The sequence below is a fragment of the Geodermatophilus sp. SYSU D01180 genome, from assembly GCF_054050415.1.
On the sequence record NZ_JBJGZH010000025.1, the window covers coordinates 46727 to 64577 of the forward strand.

Genomic DNA, 17851 nt, shown 5'->3' on the forward strand with positions numbered 1-17851 from the left:
GCGTGGGGCCGGTGGGCGCGGGCGGCTACCGTGGTCCCCCGGACGGGCGAACCGCGCGTCCGGGCCGGGACGCCCGCGCCGCCAGCACGAGGGAGGAGGCACCCGTGAGTCCCTTCGACGACGCCTCGGGGCCCGACTTCGACTCGCCGTCCGACCCGCCACCGCTGTCGATGGAGGAACGGGCCGGCGTCCTCGACGACCTGGCCGAGCTCGAGGTGTTCCGCACCCTGCTCGAGCCGACGGGGATCAAGGGCATCGTCGTCGACTGCCCGGACTGCGACGAGGAGCACCACGTCGACTGGGCGCTGATGCAGGCCAACCTGCGCCAGCTGCTCGAGGAGGGGCAGACCGGCCGGCACGAGCCGCCGTTCGACCCGGACCCCGACGACTACGTCAGCTGGGACTACGCCAGCGGCTACGCCGACGGGGTGGCCGCGATGGCCGAGCGCGAGGAGCCCGGCTCCGGCCGCACCGGCCGCCACGCCCGGGACGACTGAGGGAGGACCTCCCTGCCCCCACCGTTCGCGGGCTCACGGCGGGCCCCTGCAGGGAGGCGGACGCGGCGAGGGCCGTCTTCGACGATCGGACGCCTCAGACGTCCCGGACCGCGCTCTCGATGCGGCGGGCCGCCTCCGGGGTGACCTCGGCCCCGTGCACCTCGCGCACGTGCGGACCGGCCTGGGTCATCACCTCGTCGACCGACTCGCCCCGGACGACGGCGTCGCAGTCGAAACCGGCGTCGCGACAGAGCAGTTCCTTCATGCTCGCCTCCCTCGGCTCCCCCGTGCGCGGTCAGCGTCCTCCGCGCGGACGGCGCTGACCAGGGCCGGCGTCCCGCCCGGCCGGGAACGCGCCGAGGGCCCCCTCCGACGATCGGAGAGGGCCCTCGGTGCGTGTGCGTCGGGTCAGGACATCATGCCGCGGCGGAAGCCGGTGGCCACGGCCTCGGCGCGGTCCTTCGCGCCGAGCTTGCGGAACAGCCGGCGGGCGTGGGTCTTGATGGTGTCCTCGGACAGGTAGAGCTCCCGGCCGATCTGGGCGTTGCTCTTGCCCTGGCTCATCCCGGTGAGCACCTGCATCTCGCGCATCGACAGCGTGACCGCGGGCGCGGCCTCGCGGACGGGGGTGCTCACCACGCGCGGGCCGGCGCCGTTGAGCGGCGTCGCCCAGGCGGGCACCGGGGCGCCGACCGAGTTCAGCGGCACCGGGGCGGGCGCCGGCTGCGGCGGGCGGCCGTCGGCGCGCAGGCCCACGCGGGACAGGCCGAGGCCCATCTCCAGGGCGCTGGCGTCCCAGCGGAGGTACCCGCGGGCCCCGACGGCGACCGCGGCGCGCACCGTCTCGGCGTCGTCGGGCGCGCCGAGCACGAGCACCGGGACGGTGGGGTGGGTGCGGATGACCTGGCTGGCGACGGTCAGGCCGGTGTCCACCGCGCGCTGCGTGCCGACCAGCAGCACGTCGGGCTGGCGGGTGGCCAGGCGCTGCACGAGGGCGGCGGCGTCCCCGACGACCTCGACCCGGCCCACGAACGGCAGGGCCACCAGGCGGGCGGCGACGTCGTCGCGGACACGGCGGCGCTCGTCGTACACCCACACGGTGGTGGCCCCGTGGCCCGGACCGCGCATCCTGTCGTCGATCACGTCGTTCTCCTCGTCTCCCCCGGCCGTGGAGGGTCCCCGGGTCCCCACGACCCGGAACGGCTACGGCCTGGAACGACCATGACCGTCGGTGACGAGGCGCAACACCCGTGATCACCCTGCGGGGGGAGACGCGGACCGGGAAAATGTCCGATCCCCCTGTGTTTGACCACGGGAGCCCTCGGGCACCGGCTCCCGTGCGACCGGACCGCCCCCTCCGGCTCGCACTGAGCCGAGGAGGACCGACATGGCCGACATCCGCCGTCTCCCGACGCCCGTTGCCGAGGTGTGGGACTGGCAGCTGCACGGTGCCTGCCGCGGTGAGAGCACCGCGCTGTTCTTCCACCCCGACGGCGAGCGTGGTCCCGCCCGGGCCCGTCGCCAGGCCGCGGCCAAGGCCGTGTGCGCGAAGTGCCCCGTCGTCGAGGCCTGCCTGAAGCACGCCCTGAGCGTCCGTGAGCCCTACGGCGTCTGGGGCGGCATGAGCGAGGAGGAGCGGGCCCGCCTGATCGCCGCGGAGCCCGCCGCCGTCGCCGGGGGGGTCTAGCTCACCCCCCCACCACACGACGAGAGGGCCGGTCCAGCTTCTGCTGGACCGGCCCTCTCGTCGTGTGGTGGCCGTCCTGGTTCACCGCCGCGCGTCCTGGCTCACCGTCGGCGGTGAGCCAGGACGCAGCACGACCAGCCCGGCTGATCGTGCGCGGCGGCGTCGTTCAGTGGCTGTGGCCGTGGCCGTGCGAGTGGCCGTGGGTGTGGTGCCCGGCCCCCGCGTGCTCGTCCTCCTCCTCCGGCGCCTCGACGACGGCGGAGTCGGTGGTGAGCACCATCGCGGCGATCGACGCGGCGTTGCCCAGCGCGGCCTTGGTGACCTTGACCGGGTCGATGACGCCCTGGGCGGCCAGGTCGCCGTACTCGCCGGTGGCGGCGTTGAAGCCCTGGCCCACGCCGAGGTCGCGGACCTTGCTGACGACGACGCGGCCCTCGAAGCCGGCGTTGTCGGCGATGCGGGCCAGCGGGGCCTCCAGGGCGCGCTTGACGGCGCGGGCGCCGGTCAGCTCGTCACCGGTGAGGTCCAGCGCGTCGATCGCGGCGGCGGCGTGCACGAGCGCCGAGCCACCACCGGGGACGACGCCCTCCTCGACCGCGGCCTTGGTGGCGGCGATGGCGTCCTCGATGCGGTGCTTGCGCTCCTTGAGCTCGACCTCGGTGGCCGCGCCGACCCGGATGACGCCGATGCCGCCGGCCAGCTTGGCCAGCCGCTCCTGCAGCTTCTCGCGGTCCCAGTCGGAGTCGGTGGCCTCGATCTCGCGGCGGATCTGGGCGACCCGGTCGGAGATCGCGCCGGCCGTGCCGCCGCCGTCGACGATCGTCGTCGTGTCCTTGGTGACGGTCACGCGGCGGGCGGTGCCGAGCACCTCGAGGCCGACCTGGTCGAGCTTGAGGCCGACGTCCTCGCTGACCACCTGGCCGCCGGTGACGACGGCGAGGTCGGTCATGAACGCCTTCCGGCGGTCGCCGAAGTAGGGCGACTTGACCGCGACGACCTTGATCGTCTTGCGGATCGAGTTGACGACGAGGGTGGACAGCGCCTCGCCCTCGACGTCCTCGGCGACGATCAGCAGCGGGCGGGCGCCGTTGCCGAGGACCTTCTCCAGCAGCGGCAGCAGGTCGGCCAGCGCGCCGACCTTGCCCTGGACCAGCAGCACGAGGACGTCGTCGAGGACGGCCTCCATCGCCTCCTGGTCGGTGACGAAGTAGGGCGACAGGTAGCCCTTGTCGAACTGCACGCCCTCGGTGACGTCGAGGTCGGTGGAGAGGGTGTTGCTCTCCTCGACGGTGATGACGCCGTCCTTGCCGACCTTCTCCATCGCCTCGCCGATCAGGCGGCCGACCTCGGCGTCCTGCGCCGAGATGGTCGCGACGCCGGCGATGGCGTCCTGCTCCTCGACCGGGGTGGCGACCTCGTCGAGGGCGGCCCACACGGCGTCGACGGCGGCGCGCATGCCGCGGCCCAGGCCCATCGGGTTGGCGCCGGCGGCGACGTTGCGCATGCCCTCCTTGACCAGGGCCTGCGCCAGCACGGTGGCGGTGGTGGTGCCGTCACCGGCGACGTCGTTGGTCTTGGTGGCGACGTTCTTGGCCAGCTGGGCGCCGAGGTTCTCGTACGGGTCCTCGAGCTCGACCTCGCGGGCGATGGTGACGCCGTCGTTGGTGATGGTCGGGGCGCCGAACTTCTTGTCGAGGACGACGTTGCGCCCACGCGGGCCGAGGGTCACCTTGACGGCGTCGGCGAGCTTGTCCACGCCGCGCTCGAGCGCGCGGCGGGCGTCCTCGTTGAACTTGATGATCTTGGCCATGGGGCCCTTCCGATCAGGGTTGCTACGGGGTGAGACGGCGACCGCCCCGGGACCCGGTCATTCGGGTCGCCGGGGCGGTCTGGTGCCGTACTGGAACGGCCCTGTCGCAGGGTCCCGCCGCGAGCGTGCGAGCGGCGGGGGGCGACGGGGTCCTTCTACTACTTCTCCACGACGGCGAGCAGGTCGCGGGCGGAGAGCACCAGGTACTCCTCGCCGGCGTACTTGACCTCGGTGCCGCCGTACTTCGAGTAGATGACGACGTCGCCGACGTTGACGTCGAGCGGCACGCGGTTGCCGTTGTCGTCGATGCGGCCGGGGCCCACGGCGATGACCGTGCCCTCCTGCGGCTTCTCCTTGGCGGTGTCCGGGATGACCAGGCCGGAGGCGGTGGTGGTCTCGGCCTCGTTGGCCTGGACGACGACGCGGTCCTCGAGCGGCTTGATGTTGACCTTGGTAGCGGTCGTCACGAGGTGACGCCCCCTTCGGGATCGGACGGCGGGTGGTCTCTCATGCTGTGGCACGGGGGCCGGGCCTGCCGTCGCGGGGGTCAGGCGCCTGCCCGTGTCGATTGGCACTCTACCCATGAGAGTGCCAGCCCCTCAACCGGGTCGCCGGGTCGGGCGACGCCGCCCTGCGGGAGGCTGGACGCCGTGCCCGACGACGCCGGCCCGGTCGCCCTCCTGCGCTCTCCGGAGGGGACCGCGGCGGCCGCGCGGGCGGCGGCACTGCTGGCCGAGGGGGCCGACGTGCTCGCCGGCGTGGCCCGGCTGCGCGCCGAGGTCGGCCCGGAACTGGCCGGCCCGGCCTGGGAGCTGGCCCGGCTGCGCGCGCGGGCCCGCCCGGTGTTCGGCGCCGACGCCGACCGGCTGTTCCTCACCGCCGACACCCTCGAGCAGGCCGGCCGTCCCGAGCTCGCCGCCCGCCGCGCCGCCCGGCTGCTCGCCGACGGCACCGACTCCGCCGCCGACCTCGGCTGCGCGGCCGGGACCGACACGGTGGCGCTGGCGCGGGCCGGCGCACGGGTGCTCGCCGTCGACCGCGACCCGGTGGCCCGGGAGCTGACCGCCGCCAACGCCGCCGCGCTCGGGGTGGACGACGACGTGTGGGTGGTCGCCGGCGACGTCGTCGAGCTGGTGGACGCCGCCCGCGGCGGGGAGGTGGCCGGGTGCGGGGCCGCCGTCCTGGACCCCGCCCGGCGGGCCGGCGGGCGGCGGCAGCTGGACCCCGACCGCTGGTCGCCGCCCTGGTCGACGGTGGCCGCGCTGCTCGACCGGGTGCCGCGCTCGGTGGTCAAGGTGGCGCCCGGCCTCGACCACGACCGGGTGCCCGACGGCGTCGAGGCCGAGTGGGTGTCGGTGCGCGGGTCGATCGTCGAGGCGCTGCTGTGGGGCCGCGGGGTGGCGGAGGTGTGGCGGCGGGCGGCCGTCGTCCGCGACGGCGCCGTCCACGAGCTGACCGCGGACGCCGACCCGGGTCCCGCCGACGCCGGTCCGGTCCGCGGCTGGCTGCACGAGCCCGACCCGGCCGTCATCCGGTCGGGGTTGGTGTCCCTCGCGGCCGCGGAGACCGGCGCCACGCTGGTCGACCCGACGATCGCCTACCTGACCTCCGACGCCCCGGCCGACTCTCCCTGGGTCGCCTCGTACCGGGTCGACGAGGTGCTGCCGTTCAACCTGAAGCGGCTGCGCGCGCTGCTGCGGGCGCGCGGCGTCGGCCGGGTGGTGGTGAAGAAGCGCGGGTCGGCGATCGAGCCGGAGACGCTCGCCCGTCAGCTGCGCGGGCCGGGGACCGGCAGCGCCACCGTCGTCGTCACCCGGGTGGCGGGCGGCCCCACGGCCCTGGTGTGCGACGTCATCAACCCGGGTTGACGAGATCCATGCCATCAACCTAGGTTGATGACGTGGCGGTCGAACCGGTCTCCGTACCCGGGCCCGAGGACCCCGAGGCGGCCCTGGCCGCCGTCGTCGCCCTGCGCCGGCTCGCGAGCCGGCTGGAGGTCGAGGCGGTGGTCGAGGCGGTCGGCCGGGGCTGGACGTGGGCCCAGGTCGGCGAGGCGCTCGGCATCAGCGCGCAGGCCGCCCACAAGAGGTTCGCCCCCGAGGTCCGCGCGCGGCGCGGGCCCCGACCAGGAGGAGAGAGCTGATGGGGATCGTCACCGCGGTGCGGGACCTGCGGACGGTGAAGGCGCTGCTCACCGGCGCCGAGGCCGAGGCACGCGGCGGCGGGGAGGCGACGCCGGGCCCCGAGCACCTCCTGCTCGCGGCGACCGCGCTCCCCGACGGCACGGCCGCCGCCGCGCTCGCGCGGGTCGGGACCGACGCCGGCCGCCTGCGCCCGGCCGTGGAGGCCGCGCACGCCGCCGCCCTCGCGTCGGTCGGGGTCGGCGCCGCGACCGGGGAGCCGGCGCTGCGCGGGCCCGCCACCGGCCCGATGCGCTCGACCCCGCAGGCGCAGCAGGTCTTCCGGGCGGCGGTCGCGGCGGCGAAGGCGGCGCGCTCCCCGCTGCGCGGCGCGCACGTCGTCGCCGCGGTGTGCGACCTCGAGCACGGCACGGTCGTCCGGGCGCTGGCCGGCCTCGGCGTCGACCGCGCCCGGCTGCGCGACGCCGCCCGCGCCGTCAGCGGCTGACGACGTCGATCGGCAGCGAGCTGTCGGCGCCCAGCTCCGGCGCCGACGGCTCGACGCCGGCGGCCACCAGCCGCGAGCCGAGCGCGGCGACCATCGCCCCGTTGTCGGTGCACAGCCGCGGGCTGGGCACCCGCAGCACGATCCCGGCCGCGGCGCAGCGCTCCTCGGCCAGCGCCCGCAGCCGCGAGTTGGCCGCCACTCCCCCGCCCAGCACCAGGTGGTCGACGCCGTGCTCGCGGCAGGCCCGCACCGCCTTGGCGGTCAGCACGTCGGCGACCGCCTCCTGGAACGACGCCGCGACGTCGGCCACCGGCACCGGTTCCCCCGCCGCCCGCCGGGCCTCGACCCACCGCGCGACGGCGGTCTTCAGCCCGGAGAAGCTGAAGTCGTAGGGCGCGTCGCGGGGTCCGGTGAGCCCGCGCGGGAAGTCGATCGCCGCCGGGTCGCCCTCGCGCGCGGCCCGGTCGATCGGCGGGCCGCCGGGGAAGGGCAGCCCCAGCACGCGGGCGACCTTGTCGAAGGCCTCGCCGGCGGCGTCGTCGATCGTGCGGCCCAGCGACTGCACCTCCTGGGCGAGGTCGGGCACCAGCAGCAGCGAGCTGTGCCCGCCGGAGACCAGCAGCGCCAGCGACGGCTCGGCGAGGCGGCCGTGCTGCAGCTCGTCGACGGCGACGTGCGCGGCCAGGTGGTTGACGCCGTACAGCGGCTTGTCCAGCGCGAGCGCGTACGCCTTGGCGGCGGCCAGCCCGACCAGCAGGGCGCCGGTGAGCCCGGGCCCGGCGGTCACGGCGACGGCGTCGACGTCGGACGCGGACACCCCGGCCTCGGCCAGCGCACGGTGCACCGTCGGGACCATCGCCTCCAGGTGTGCCCGCGAGGCGATCTCGGGCACCACCCCGCCGAAGCGCTCGTGCTCGGCCATCGAGGTGGCGAGCGCGTCGGCGAGCAGCGTCTGCCCGCGGACGACGCCGACGCCGGTCTCGTCGCAGGAGGTCTCGAACCCGATGACCAGCGGCTCGTCAGCCACGGAGCCTCTCCCTCTTCATCACGACCGCGTCGGTGTTGCTCGGCTGGTAGTAGCCGCGCCGCCGGCCGATCTCGGTGAACCCGCGCCGCCGGTAGAGGCCCTGCGCGAGCTCGTTGTCGGCCCGCACCTCCAGCAGCACCACCGGGCTGCGCCGGTCGGCCTCGGTGAGCAGCGCGTCGAGCAGCCGCGCCCCGATGCCCTCGCCCTGCCGGTCCCGTGCGACGCCGATGGTCGCCACGTGCGCCTCGTCGTCGTAGGCGATGAGTCCGGCGTAGCCGACCACGGCGCCGTCGTCCTCGGCCACCAGGTAGTGGCGGGTGTCGGTGCGGGCGAGCTCGTCGCGGTACATCGCGCGGGTCCAGGTGTCCGGCGCGAAGAGCTCCTCCTCCAGCGCGAGGACGGCGTCGAGGTCGGCCAGCCGCATCGGCCGCAGCCGCGCGCTCACGCGGTGGTCACCGGCTTGAACGACGTCGGCGGGACGGCGTCGGGCCGGCGGAGGTACAGCGGCACCAGCGGCCCGGCGGAGGACGGGTCGTCGAGCAGGGACGCCGCCGCGCGCAGCAGCCCGGCCGTGGTCACCTCGGCGGGCTCGACCGGCGCGCCCAGCCGGTCGGCGAACCGCGGGTCGCCGACCAGCGGGCCGGGGAACCCGGCCTCCTCGGGGCGGACGACGCCGGGACCGTCCACGCGCGCGCCGCCGTCGTCGTAGGCGGCCCAGTAGACCTCCTTGCGGCGGGCGTCGGTGACCACGGTGCGGCGCCCGGAGCCGACCGCGTCCAGCGAGCAGACCCCGACCGCGGGGACGCCGCGCGCGTCGGCGAGCGCCGCGGCGGTGACGACGCCGACCCGCAGGCCGGTGAAGGGCCCGGGGCCGAGGCCCGCGACGACGGCGTCGACGTCGGCGAGGGTCAGCCCGGCCGCGGCCAGCGCCTCGCGGACGGCGGGGACGAGCAGCTCGGCGTGCCGGTTGCCCGAGGGCACCGCCTGCTCGGCGAGCACCTCGACGTCCCCGGCGGTGCGGCGGGCGACCCCGGCGACGAGGGTGGGGGTCGCGGTGTCGAGGGCGAGGACGAGCACGACTCGCCAGGTTAGACCGACAGCTCGTACACGACCTCCGGGCCGTCGAGCTCGTCCACCTGCTCCCCCACCGCGCGGAAGCCGAACGGCAGCGCGACCGCACGCGACGCCGCGTTGCCCGGCGCGATGCACACCCGGGCCACCGCGACGCCCGGCTCGCGCCGCGCCCGGTCCAGCAGCGCGGCCAGCGCCGCCCGCGCGTAGCCGCGCCGCCGGTGACCGGGCAGCACCGCGTAGCCGATCTCGACCATCCCGAGGGCGTCGGGCGGGCCGTGCAGGCCGGCCCGGCCGACCACCACCCCCCGGTCGACGTCCCGGACCGCGCCGGTCACCCACGCGGCGGCCGACGGGTCGGCGGCCACCTGCGCCGCGCACATCCGCCACACCGGCGCCCAGGCGGGGTCGGCGAAGCCGGGCGGGAGCCGCACCGGGGCGGCGGCGTCCGCGGCGGATCGCGGGATCAGCAGGCGAAGTCCTGGTCGGCCGGGTAGACCGTCCACAGGTCCTCACCGGCGTAGTCGGTGTACAGGTTGGAGATCGCCGGGCCGCTGGAGACGTAGTGGGCGACGCGCTCCGCGTGCCCGTCGGACCACACGACCGTGAAGCCCATGTGGTAGCTGGTGCCGTCGAAGGTGCACGACTTGCCGGTCAGGCTCACCCACGGGTCGACCTGCGGCTGCGGCGCCGGGGCCGGGGCGGGTGCGGGAGCCGGCGCAGGCGCAGGGCGGGACGGGCCGCCCGAGGCGGTCGGCGTGGACGGGCGGACGGGGGTGTGCGGGGAGGCGGCCGGCGGGGCCTCGGCGGCCGCCTGCTCGGCGGCGACCTGCTCGGCGGCGACCTGCTCGGCGGCGACCTGGTCGGCGGCGGCGCGCGCGGCCTGCTCGGCGGCGGCCTGCTCGGCGGCGACGCGGGCGGCCTCCCGGACGGTGGCGGCGGCGGCCTCCTGCTCGGCGGCCAGCCCGTTGGCGGTCGGCACGGCGGTCGCCGGCGCGGCCGGGGCGGACGTCGAGGCCTCCGCGGAGGCCCGAGCGACCTGGGGGCCCGCGCAGCCGGCAGCGGACGCGATCAGCCCGGCGGTCACCGCGACCGTGGCGACGCACCGGCCGATCGTGGCCGGCGCGCCCGGGCGCGTCGGTGTCCGGGCGGCGGGGACGGGGATCGTGGGCGCAGCGGTCACGGCCTGCTCATCGGCACGGCCGGCCGTCGCCCGCGAGCGGGCACGCCGGTCCGTCACCCGCCCGGGGGGCTCCCGTGGCCGCCCCGGCGGACGCTCAGTCGGCCAGCCGCCGCTCCCAGCCGGGGCCGTACGGGAGCAGCAGGGCGGTGCGGACGTCGTCCTCGCGGCGGTCCAGCCGGACCTCGAGGTGCTCGTCGGCCAACCGCTCGACCAGCCCGGCGCCCCACTCGACGACGGTCACCGACTCCTCGGTGGAGGCGTCGAGGTCGAGGTCGTCGACGTCGGCCACGCTGCCGAGCCGGTAGGCGTCGACGTGCACCAGCGGCAGCCGCCCGCCGCGGTGCACGCGGGCGATGACGAACGTGGGCGAGGTGACCGGCTCGGTCACCCCGAGCGCGGCGCCGAGGCCCTGGGTCAGCGCGGTCTTGCCCGCCCCCAGCGGCCCGGTGAGGACGACGAGGTCGCCCGGCCGCACCACGGCGGCGAGCTGCGCGCCCAGCGCCCGGGTGTCCTCGGGGGTGGGCAGTTCGTGCTCGCGCCTCACGGCGCCAGGCTCCGCGCCACCGAGGTGAGGTCCTCGAGCAGCCCGGCCCGCGGCGCCCCCGCCGGGCCGAACCGGATCGCCGCCGACGGGTGGTAGGTGGCCCAGACCGCGCGGCCGCCGACGTCGTGCGGGCGGCCGCGGGCCTCGGCGAGCACCGTCCGCGGCCCGAGGAACCACTTGGCCGACGACAGGCCGAGCGCGACGACGACGGGCGGGTCGAGCAGTTCGAGCTGGCGGCGCAGCCAGCCGCTGCAGCGGGCCACCTCGGGCGTCTTGGGCGTCCGGTTGCCCGGCGGCCGGCACTTCACGATGTTGAGCACCGCCGCCTCGGCGCGGTCCAGCCCGGCCTCCGCGAGCAGCAGGTCCAGCAGCTGCCCCGACTTCCCGACGAAGGGCCGGCCGGTCTCGTCCTCGTTCGCGCCGGGCGCCTCCCCGACCAGCGCGAACCGGGCCCGGCCACGCACCGGCGGGTCCCCGACGACGACGTGCTGCCGGGTGGCGGCCAGCTCGGGACAGGCGACGCAGGGACTGGCGGCCGCGGCCAGCTCGGACCAGTCGGCGGCCGCGGCGGCGGTGCGCGCGACCTCCTCGGCCGCGGCGTCGAACCGGGGCGGACGGGGGGCGGCCACGCGCCGACCCTACGGGGGCCACGGCGGCCGGGCCTCCGGGCTTCCCTCCACGGCCCGGGGGCCTCACCCTGTGCTCGGGACCCCGCGCCGGGAGGAGCCGCCATGACGCCGCAGCCGGACGTGTACGACGTCGCCTGCCTCGCCGGCGGGACGCAGCGGGTGGTCGACACCGCGCTGGTCGCCCTGGTCGTCACGGGCCGGGTGCGCGCCGTCGCCCCGGGCGAGCTGCAGGTGGTCTCCCCGCGGCGCCGGCACCCGATCGAGGCCGCGGTCCTCGACGCCGTCGGGGCGCGGGGCCGCCGCTCGGTCGAGACCGTGCGCTGGCGTGCGCTCGGCGACGACCGGGTGACCGAGGTGGCGCGGCGGCTGCGCCACGAGGGGCTGCTCGGCCGGCTGCTCGGCCCGACCGCCGCGGGCCGGCGGCTGCTGCGGAACGCGCGGGCCGGCGACGCCGACCCGGTGCGCCGGGTGGCGCTGGAGGGCACCCGTCAGCTGACCGACCCGGCGCTGCGGGCGGCGGTGGTGGAGCCCCCGCGCCGTCCGGTCGTGCCCGGCGCCGGGACGCCGTGGGAGCTGACCTTCGCCGACGGCTGCGAGGTCGCCCACCGCACCCGCGACGAGCTGATGGGCCGCCTGTACGACGCCCGCGGCTGAGGGTCAGTCCCGGACGGGCGTCCCGGCGGCGACGCGGCGCAGCAGGCCGGACAGGGCGCGGGTGACCTCGTCGGGCCGCTCCAGCGGGACCAGGTGCCCGGCGTCCGGCACGACGACGTACTCGACCGTCGGGCCCTCGCCGCCGAGCAGCTCCACGAGGGTGTCGCTGTGCGCCCGCGGGATCATCTTGTCCGCGTCGCCGGTGAGCACCAGCGTGGGCACGCCGCGCAGCGGCTCGAGCGCGCCCGTCTCGTCGAGGCCGGCCAGCGCCGGGTAGAACTCGGCGATCACGTCGACCGGGGTGCCGCCGATCATCGCGTCCACGTAGCGGCCCAGCCGCGGGTCGACCTCGGTGGAGGAGAACGACAGCGACCAGGTGGCCGCGGAGACGACGTCGGCGGCCAGCCGGCGGGTGCGCTCGGCGAACGCCGGCCGGCGGCGCATCGTCCAGGCCGCGACCGGCAGCACCGCGGCGCGCACGCGGGTGAGGAACTCGGGCAGGCCGAAGTCCAGCTCGGCCAGGTTGCCGCTCGACGTCGACACCAGGGCCGCGCCGACGACCCTGGTGCCGAACAGCTCCGGGTGCCGGTCGGCCAGGCCCATGACGGTCATGCCGCCCATGGAGTGCCCGACGAGCACGACCGGCCCCTCGGGCACCCGGGTCTCGATCACCGTGGCGAGGTCGCGGGCCAGCTGCTCGATCGTGGAGTTCTCGGCCGGGCCGCGGGTGGACCCGCCGTGGCCGCGCTGGTCGTAGAACACCAGCCGGGCTGCGGGGCGGTGCCCGTTGGCGGTGGCCAGCTGCGCGCCCAGCGACCGCCGCTGGAACGTCCACGAGGCCATCGACAGCGTGTAGCCGTGCACGAAGACGGCGGTCAGCGGCGCGTCGAGCGGGCCGACCTCCTCCACCGCCAGCAGCACGCCGTCGTCGGCCTGGACCAGCGCGGTGCGGTCGGCCTGACGGGAGGCCGGGCCGAGCGGGTCGTCCTCGCGCAGCTCGGCGGCGGTGGCGCCCTCGGGCAGCGCCCCGGCGGGACTCAGCCGCTCGGCGCGCACCCGCCGGGTGGCGATCCGGGCGACGGCCACGCCGACGGCGGTGGTCGCCGCCGCCAGGCCGACGACGGCCCCGGCGACCCCGGCGGCCGGGTGGCGCTCCAGCGCCCCGGCGACACCGGACCGCGCCGGGGCGGCCGCGCGCCGCACCGGTCTCCTGCTGGGTGCCATCAGACCGCCCCCGCGGACCCGACGTGCCGGCGGGTGAACCGCCCGCCGACCCGGGTGACCAGCTCGTAGTGGATGGTGTCGACCGCGTCGGCCCACTGCTGCGCGGTGGGCTCGCCCCGGTCGCCGGGACCCCAGAGGACCACCTCGTCGCCCGGCGCCACGGCGGCGTCGCCGACGTCGAGCACGAACTGGTCCATGCACACCCGCCCGGCGATGGTGCGCTGGGCGCCGCCGGCGAGCACCGGCGCCCGGTTGCCCGCCGCCCGCGGCACCCCGTCGGCATACCCCACCGGCACGAGCGCGAGCGTGGTCTCGGTCACCGGCGAGTAGGTGTGGCCGTAGGAGACGCCGACGCCCGCGGGCACCCGCTTGGTCAGCGCCACCCGCGCGCGCACGGTCATCGCGGGCCGCAGGCCGTGCACCGCCGGGTCGCCGCCGAGCGGATCCAGGCCGTAGAGGGCGATGCCGGGGCGGACCATGTCGTACCAGGTGTCGGGCAGCGCCACGGTGGCCGCGGAGTTGGCCAGGTGCCGTCGCCCGTCCAGCCCGGCGCCGCGGGCGAGGTCCACGGCCTCGTCGAACACCCGCACCTGGGCGCCGATCGTCGGGTGGGTCGGCGCGTCGGCGTAGGCCATGTGGCTCCACAGGCCGACCACCTCGACCTCGCCGTCGGCCTGCGCGCGGGCGGCCGCGGCGACCAGGCCGGGCCAGTCGGCCGTCGTGGCGCCCTCGCGGGACAGGCCGGTGTCGGCGAACAGGTGCAGCCGCGCGGTCCGGCCGGTGGCGCGGGCGGCGGCGACCACCTCGGCCAGGCCCCACTCCGCGTTCACGGACAGCTCGACGTCGGCCTGCAGCGCCGGGGCGAAGTCGGTGCCGGGGGTGTGCAGCCAGGCCAGCAGCGGCGCGGTCACCCCCGCGGCGCGCAGCGCCAGCGCCTCCTCGAGGACCGCGACGCCGAGCGCGTCCGCGCCGCCGGCCAGCACCGCCCGGGCCGCGGGCACCAGCCCGTGCCCGTATCCGTCGGCCTTGACCACCGCCATGAGCGGCCGGCCGACCTTCTCGCGCAGCACGGCGGTGTTCGCCGCGATCACGTCGAGGTCGACGACCACCTCGGCCCGGGGTTCGCTCACACCCCCGAGTCTCGCAGGCCGCTGCCGCGCACCCGGGCCACCGTCTCGGGGAGCCGCCGCACCAGGTCGCCGGCGACCACCGGCCCGGTCTCGGCGGCGACCTGACCGGCGCGGCCGTGCAGGTGCGCGGCCGCCGCCGCGGTCTCCGCGGCCGGGGTGCCGGCGGCCAGCAGGGCGCCGAGGATCCCCGACAGCACGTCGCCGGTGCCGGCGGTGGCCATCTCCGGGGTGCCGGTGCCGTTGACGAACGCCGTCCCGTCCGGGTCCGCGACGACGGTGGCGCTGCCCTTGAGCAGCACGACCGCGCCGAGGTCCGCGGCCAGCCGGCGGGCACTGCCGACCCGGTCCGCGCCGACCGCGACGCCGAAGCGCTCGAACTCGCGGTCGTGCGGGGTGAGCACCGTGGGGGCGGTCCGGCGGCGGACGAGGTCCGGCTCGCGGGCGGCCATCGTCAGCGCGTCGGCGTCGACCACCACCGGCAGGTCGGTGGCCAGCACCTCGGCCAGCACGCTGCGGGCGTCGTCGTCGGTGCCCATGCCCGGCCCGACCACCCAGGCCTGCACGCGGCCGGCGTCGCCGGGACGGCCGGCGGTGACGATCGCCTCGGGCCACGCGGCGCGCACGCCCTCGGCCGCGGTGCCCGCGTAGCGGACCAGCCCCGGCCGGGTGCGCAGCGCCGCCCCGGTGCACAGCACCCCGGCGCCGGGGTAGGTGGCCGAGCCGGCGACGATCCCGACGACGCCGCGGGAGTACTTGTCGTCGACGTCGCCGGGCGGCTGCAGGTGCGCGGCGACGTCGTCGTCGGTGAGCCGGTACGCCCGCGCGGGGGCCAGGTGCGGGCCCAGGCCGATGTCGACCAGGTGCACCGTGCCGGCGTGCCCGCGGCCCTCGCCGACGACGAGGCCGGGCTTCACCGCGCCGAAGGTGACCGTGTGGACGGCGGCGAACGCGGCGCCCTCGACCACGCCGGTGTCGGCGTCCACGCCGCTCGGGACGTCGACGGCGACGGGGATGCCCGGGCCGGTGGCGGCGCGTTCGGCCAGCCGGGCGGCGTCCGGCCGCAGCCCGCCGCGGCCGCCGATGCCGACGATGCCGTCGAGGACGAGGTCGGCGCGGTCCAGCCCGTCGGGCCCGTCCGGGCCGGCGACCCGCCCGCCGGCGCGGCGCAGCGCCGCCAGCCCGTCCGGGTGGGCGCGGTCGGGGTCGAGCAGGACGGCGGTCACCCGGGCGCCGCGGACGGCCAGCCGCGCGCCGGCGAACAGCGCGTCGCCGCCGTTGTTGCCGCCGCCGGCCAGGACGGTGACCCGCGCGCCGTGCACCCGGCCGAGCAGCCGCAGGCAGACGGTGGCCACGCCGGTCGCCGCCCGCTGCATGAGCGCGCCCTCGCGGGTGCGGGCCAGCAGCACGTCCTCGGCGGCGCGGACCTCCGCGACGGTGGACAGCCCGATCACGGCGCCCCCTCCCGCCCGGCCCCGCCCTCGGCGACGACCACGGCCGACGCGATGCCGCCGTCGTGGCTGAGCGAGAGGTGCCAGCTGCTGATGCCGAGGTCCGCGGCCCGCTTCGCGACCGTGCCCCGCACCTCCAGGTGCGGGCGGCCGCGCTCGCCGACCATGACCTCGACGTCGTGCCAGTGCAGCGAACCGGGCGCGCCGAGGGCCTTGGCGACCGCCTCCTTGGCGGCGAACCGCGCGGCCAGCGACTCCGCGGTGCGGGCGCTGCCCGACGGCGTCGTCTGCTCGTCCGCGGTGAACAGCCGGTCCCGCAGCCCCGGGGTGCGCACCAGCGACTCGGCGAACCGGGTCACGGGGACCACGTCGATCCCGACCCCGACGATCACCGGGCCAGTCTGCACGAGACGTGCTGGCACGGCCCCTCTGCAGGGGCCCGCTGCGAGCGGAGCGAGCGGTGGGAACGGAGGGGGCCTCTATTCGACGGTGACGCTCTTGGCCAGGTTCCGGGGCTGGTCGACGTCGAAGCCGCGGGTGTCGGCGATCTCGCAGGCGAGGATCTGCAGCGGCACGGTCGTCACCACGGGGGCGAGCAGGGTGGGCGTGCGCGGCACCCGGATGAGGTGGTCGGCATAGGGGACGACGTCCTCGTCGCCCTCCTCGGCGATGACGATGGTGCGCGCCCCGCGGGCCCGGATCTCCTGGATGTTGGAGACGACCTTGCCGTGCAGCAGGCTGCGCCCGGCCGGCGACGGCGCGATGACCACCACCGGGGTGCCCTCCTCGATCACCGCGATCGGGCCGTGCTTGAGCTCGCCGGCGGCGAAGCCCTCGGCGTGGATGTAGGCCAGCTCCTTGAGCTTGAGCGCACCCTCCAGCGCCACCGGGAACCCCACGTGGCGGCCGAGGAACAGGACCGTGTCCGCGTCGGCCAGCGACCGGCCCAGCTCGCGCACCGGCTCCATCTGGGTCAGCACCTGCTCGACCGCCTCGGGCAGCCGCTGCAGCTGCTGCACGATCGAGCCGACCTCGTCGGCGTACTTGATGCCGCGCACCTGGGCGAGGAACAGCCCGACCAGGTAGCAGGCCACGATCTGCGCCAGGAACGCCTTGGTCGAGGCGACGGCGATCTCCGGGCCGGCGTGGGTGTAGAGCACGGCGTCGGACTCGCGCGGGATCGTCGAGCCGTTGACGTTGCAGATGGCCAGCACGCGGGCCTTCTGCTCCTTGGCGTGCCGCAGCGCCATGAGGGTGTCCATGGTCTCGCCGGACTGGCTGATGACGACGACCAGCGTGGAGCGGTCGAGCACCGGGTCCCGGTAGCGGAACTCGCTGGCCACCTCGACCTCGACCGGGATGCGGGTCCAGTGCTCGATGGCGTACTTGGCGATCAGCCCGGCGTGGTAGCTGGTGCCGCAGGAGACGACGAAGACCTTGTCGACGTCGCGCAGGTCCTGGTCGGACAGCCGCACCTCGTCGAGGACCAGCTCGCCGTCGTCGCCGAGGCGCCCGCGCAGGGTGTCGGCGACCGCCTGCGGCTGCTCGGCGATCTCCTTGAGCATGAACCAGTCGTGACCGCCCTTCTCGGCGGCCGCGGCGTCCCAGTCGACGGTGTAGGCGGCGGGCTCGGCGGGCGCGCCGTCGAAGTCGGTGACGGTCAGGCCGCGGGCGCGGTCGATCTCGACGACCTGGTCCTGGCCGAGCTCGCGGGCCTCGCGGGTGTGCGCGATGAACGCCGCGACGTCGGACCCGAGGAAGTACTCGCCGTCGCCGACCCCGACCACCAGCGGGCTGTTGCGGCGGGAGGCGACGAGCGTGTCGGGCTCGTCGGCGTGCGCCGCGACGAGGGTGAACGCGCCCTCCAGCCGGCGGCTGACCACGCGCATCGCCTCGGCGAACCGGCCCGGGCCCGCGGGCAGCTCCGCGTAGGCGGCGGCCAGCAGGTGCGCCACGACCTCAGTGTCGGTCTCCGAGCGCATCTCGGCGCCGGCGGCCTCACACTCGGCGCGCAGGTGCGCGAAGTTCTCGATGATCCCGTTGTGGATGACGGCGACCCGGCCGTCGGCCGACAGGTGCGGGTGGGCGTTGCGGTCGGTGGGGCCGCCGTGCGTGGCCCAGCGGGTGTGCCCGATGCCCAGGGTCGACTCCGGCAGCGGGGCGTCGGCCAGGACCTTCTCCAGGTTGGCCAGCTTGCCCGCCTTCTTGGCCGACGCCAGCTCACCGGAGCCGTGGGCGGCCCCCCCCCCCGGGGCCCCCCCGGCGGGGTTACACCCGCTTATGTGCCCGCGGCGCGCCCTCTCGGTGAAGTGCAAGCGG

21 protein-coding genes and 1 pseudogene are annotated in these 17851 nt (G+C 76.9%); 6 read left to right on the forward strand and 16 right to left on the reverse strand.

The features are described from left to right. Positions 1-104: 104 nt before the first annotated feature. Positions 105-497, forward strand: a complete 393-nt coding sequence (locus ACI8AA_RS19385) for a DUF5319 family protein (RefSeq protein ID WP_457046012.1) — start codon at positions 105-107, stop codon at positions 495-497. 94 nt (positions 498-591) lie between these two features. Here ACI8AA_RS19385 and ACI8AA_RS19390 read toward each other — a convergent pair whose 3' ends face one another. Both ACI8AA_RS19390 and ACI8AA_RS19395 read right to left on the reverse strand, forming a co-directional pair. Next, the gene (locus ACI8AA_RS19390) at positions 592-762 is read right to left on the reverse strand and encodes a DUF1059 domain-containing protein (RefSeq protein ID WP_457046013.1); all 171 of its coding nucleotides are present in this window, start codon (positions 760-762) and stop codon (positions 592-594) included. A gap of 143 nt (positions 763-905) precedes the next feature. Further along, positions 906-1640, reverse strand: coding sequence for a response regulator transcription factor (locus tag ACI8AA_RS19395; RefSeq protein WP_457046014.1), 735 nt, complete (start codon positions 1638-1640; stop codon positions 906-908). A gap of 244 nt (positions 1641-1884) precedes the next feature. Between ACI8AA_RS19395 and ACI8AA_RS19400 the strand changes: the two genes are divergently transcribed. Next, positions 1885-2184 (forward strand): WhiB family transcriptional regulator, encoded by a 300-nt coding sequence (locus ACI8AA_RS19400; RefSeq protein WP_457046015.1) that lies wholly within the window; start codon positions 1885-1887, stop codon positions 2182-2184. Between the two features lie 166 nt (positions 2185-2350). Here the strand turns inward: ACI8AA_RS19400 and groL are convergent, their stop codons facing one another. Both groL and groES read right to left on the reverse strand, forming a co-directional pair. Further along, positions 2351-3994: a chaperonin GroEL gene (gene groL, locus ACI8AA_RS19405; protein ID WP_457046016.1), complete on the reverse strand. Its 1644-nt coding sequence runs from the start codon at positions 3992-3994 to the stop codon at positions 2351-2353. A gap of 158 nt (positions 3995-4152) precedes the next feature. Continuing rightward, positions 4153-4461 carry a co-chaperone GroES gene (gene groES, locus ACI8AA_RS19410; protein WP_110005357.1) on the reverse strand — a complete coding sequence of 103 codons (309 nt, stop codon included), beginning with the start codon at positions 4459-4461 and terminating at the stop codon, positions 4153-4155. A gap of 183 nt (positions 4462-4644) precedes the next feature. Here groES and ACI8AA_RS19415 point away from each other — a divergent pair, with 183 nt between their 5' ends. The 3 genes from ACI8AA_RS19415 to ACI8AA_RS19425 are packed head-to-tail and all read left to right on the forward strand — an operon-like array spanning position 4645 to position 6622. Further along, entirely contained in the window at positions 4645-5862 is a 1218-nt protein-coding gene (locus tag ACI8AA_RS19415; RefSeq protein WP_457046017.1) for a class I SAM-dependent methyltransferase, read from the forward strand. A gap of 32 nt (positions 5863-5894) precedes the next feature. Continuing rightward, positions 5895-6137 (forward strand): RNA polymerase subunit sigma-70, encoded by a 243-nt coding sequence (locus ACI8AA_RS19420; RefSeq protein ID WP_457046018.1) that lies wholly within the window; start codon positions 5895-5897, stop codon positions 6135-6137. After that, positions 6137-6622, forward strand: coding sequence for a Clp protease N-terminal domain-containing protein (locus ACI8AA_RS19425; RefSeq protein WP_457046019.1), 486 nt, complete (start codon positions 6137-6139; stop codon positions 6620-6622). Before ACI8AA_RS19420 ends, ACI8AA_RS19425 begins: the two co-directional genes overlap by 1 nt. Here the strand turns inward: ACI8AA_RS19425 and tsaD are convergent. The 7 genes from tsaD to ACI8AA_RS19460 all read right to left on the reverse strand — a co-directional run bounded on the left by tsaD (position 6612) and on the right by ACI8AA_RS19460 (position 11076). Next, positions 6612-7649, reverse strand: coding sequence for a tRNA (adenosine(37)-N6)-threonylcarbamoyltransferase complex transferase subunit TsaD (gene tsaD / locus ACI8AA_RS19430; protein WP_457046020.1), 1038 nt, complete (start codon positions 7647-7649; stop codon positions 6612-6614). The genes ACI8AA_RS19425 and tsaD overlap by 11 nt on opposite strands. Continuing rightward, complete coding sequence (gene rimI / locus ACI8AA_RS19435) at positions 7642-8094, reverse strand: ribosomal protein S18-alanine N-acetyltransferase (RefSeq protein WP_457046021.1); 453 nt, start codon at positions 8092-8094, stop codon at positions 7642-7644. Before rimI ends, tsaD begins: the two co-directional genes overlap by 8 nt. Then, complete coding sequence (gene tsaB, locus ACI8AA_RS19440) at positions 8091-8726, reverse strand: tRNA (adenosine(37)-N6)-threonylcarbamoyltransferase complex dimerization subunit type 1 TsaB (RefSeq protein WP_457046022.1); 636 nt, start codon at positions 8724-8726, stop codon at positions 8091-8093. Before tsaB ends, rimI begins: the two co-directional genes overlap by 4 nt. 11 nt (positions 8727-8737) lie before the next feature. Next, on the reverse strand, positions 8738-9154 hold the full coding sequence (locus ACI8AA_RS19445; RefSeq protein ID WP_457046023.1) for a GNAT family N-acetyltransferase: 417 nt from the start codon (positions 9152-9154) through the stop codon (positions 8738-8740). 32 nt (positions 9155-9186) lie between these two features. Further along, on the reverse strand, positions 9187-9903 hold the full coding sequence (locus tag ACI8AA_RS19450) for a hypothetical protein (RefSeq protein WP_457046024.1): 717 nt from the start codon (positions 9901-9903) through the stop codon (positions 9187-9189). Positions 9904-9997: 94 nt separating this feature from the next. After that, the gene (gene tsaE / locus ACI8AA_RS19455) at positions 9998-10447 is read right to left on the reverse strand and encodes a tRNA (adenosine(37)-N6)-threonylcarbamoyltransferase complex ATPase subunit type 1 TsaE (protein ID WP_457046025.1); all 450 of its coding nucleotides are present in this window, start codon (positions 10445-10447) and stop codon (positions 9998-10000) included. After that, positions 10444-11076, reverse strand: coding sequence for a uracil-DNA glycosylase (locus ACI8AA_RS19460; RefSeq protein ID WP_457046026.1), 633 nt, complete (start codon positions 11074-11076; stop codon positions 10444-10446). The genes tsaE and ACI8AA_RS19460 overlap by 4 nt, the downstream gene beginning before the upstream one ends. A gap of 93 nt (positions 11077-11169) precedes the next feature. Here ACI8AA_RS19460 and ACI8AA_RS19465 point away from each other — a divergent pair. Beyond that, positions 11170-11730: pseudogene (locus ACI8AA_RS19465) on the forward strand (TIGR04222 domain-containing membrane protein); the annotation flags it as partial. 3 nt (positions 11731-11733) lie between these two features. Here ACI8AA_RS19465 and ACI8AA_RS19470 read toward each other — a convergent pair. From ACI8AA_RS19470 to glmS, 5 genes are all read right to left on the reverse strand, one after another. Continuing rightward, the gene (locus ACI8AA_RS19470; protein ID WP_457046027.1) at positions 11734-12933 is read right to left on the reverse strand and encodes an alpha/beta fold hydrolase; all 1200 of its coding nucleotides are present in this window, start codon (positions 12931-12933) and stop codon (positions 11734-11736) included. Positions 12934-12953: 20 nt separating this feature from the next. After that, positions 12954-14084, reverse strand: a complete 1131-nt coding sequence (gene alr / locus ACI8AA_RS19475; protein WP_457046028.1) for an alanine racemase — start codon at positions 14082-14084, stop codon at positions 12954-12956. Continuing rightward, positions 14081-15535, reverse strand: a complete 1455-nt coding sequence (locus ACI8AA_RS19480; RefSeq protein ID WP_457046029.1) for an NAD(P)H-hydrate dehydratase — start codon at positions 15533-15535, stop codon at positions 14081-14083. Before ACI8AA_RS19480 ends, alr begins: the two co-directional genes overlap by 4 nt. Beyond that, complete coding sequence (locus ACI8AA_RS19485; protein ID WP_457046030.1) at positions 15532-15924, reverse strand: holo-ACP synthase; 393 nt, start codon at positions 15922-15924, stop codon at positions 15532-15534. The genes ACI8AA_RS19480 and ACI8AA_RS19485 overlap by 4 nt, the downstream gene beginning before the upstream one ends. An 87-nt stretch (positions 15925-16011) precedes the next feature. Then, entirely contained in the window at positions 16012-17847 is a 1836-nt protein-coding gene (gene glmS / locus ACI8AA_RS19490; protein ID WP_457046031.1) for a glutamine--fructose-6-phosphate transaminase (isomerizing), read from the reverse strand. Positions 17848-17851: the final 4 nt, after the last annotated feature.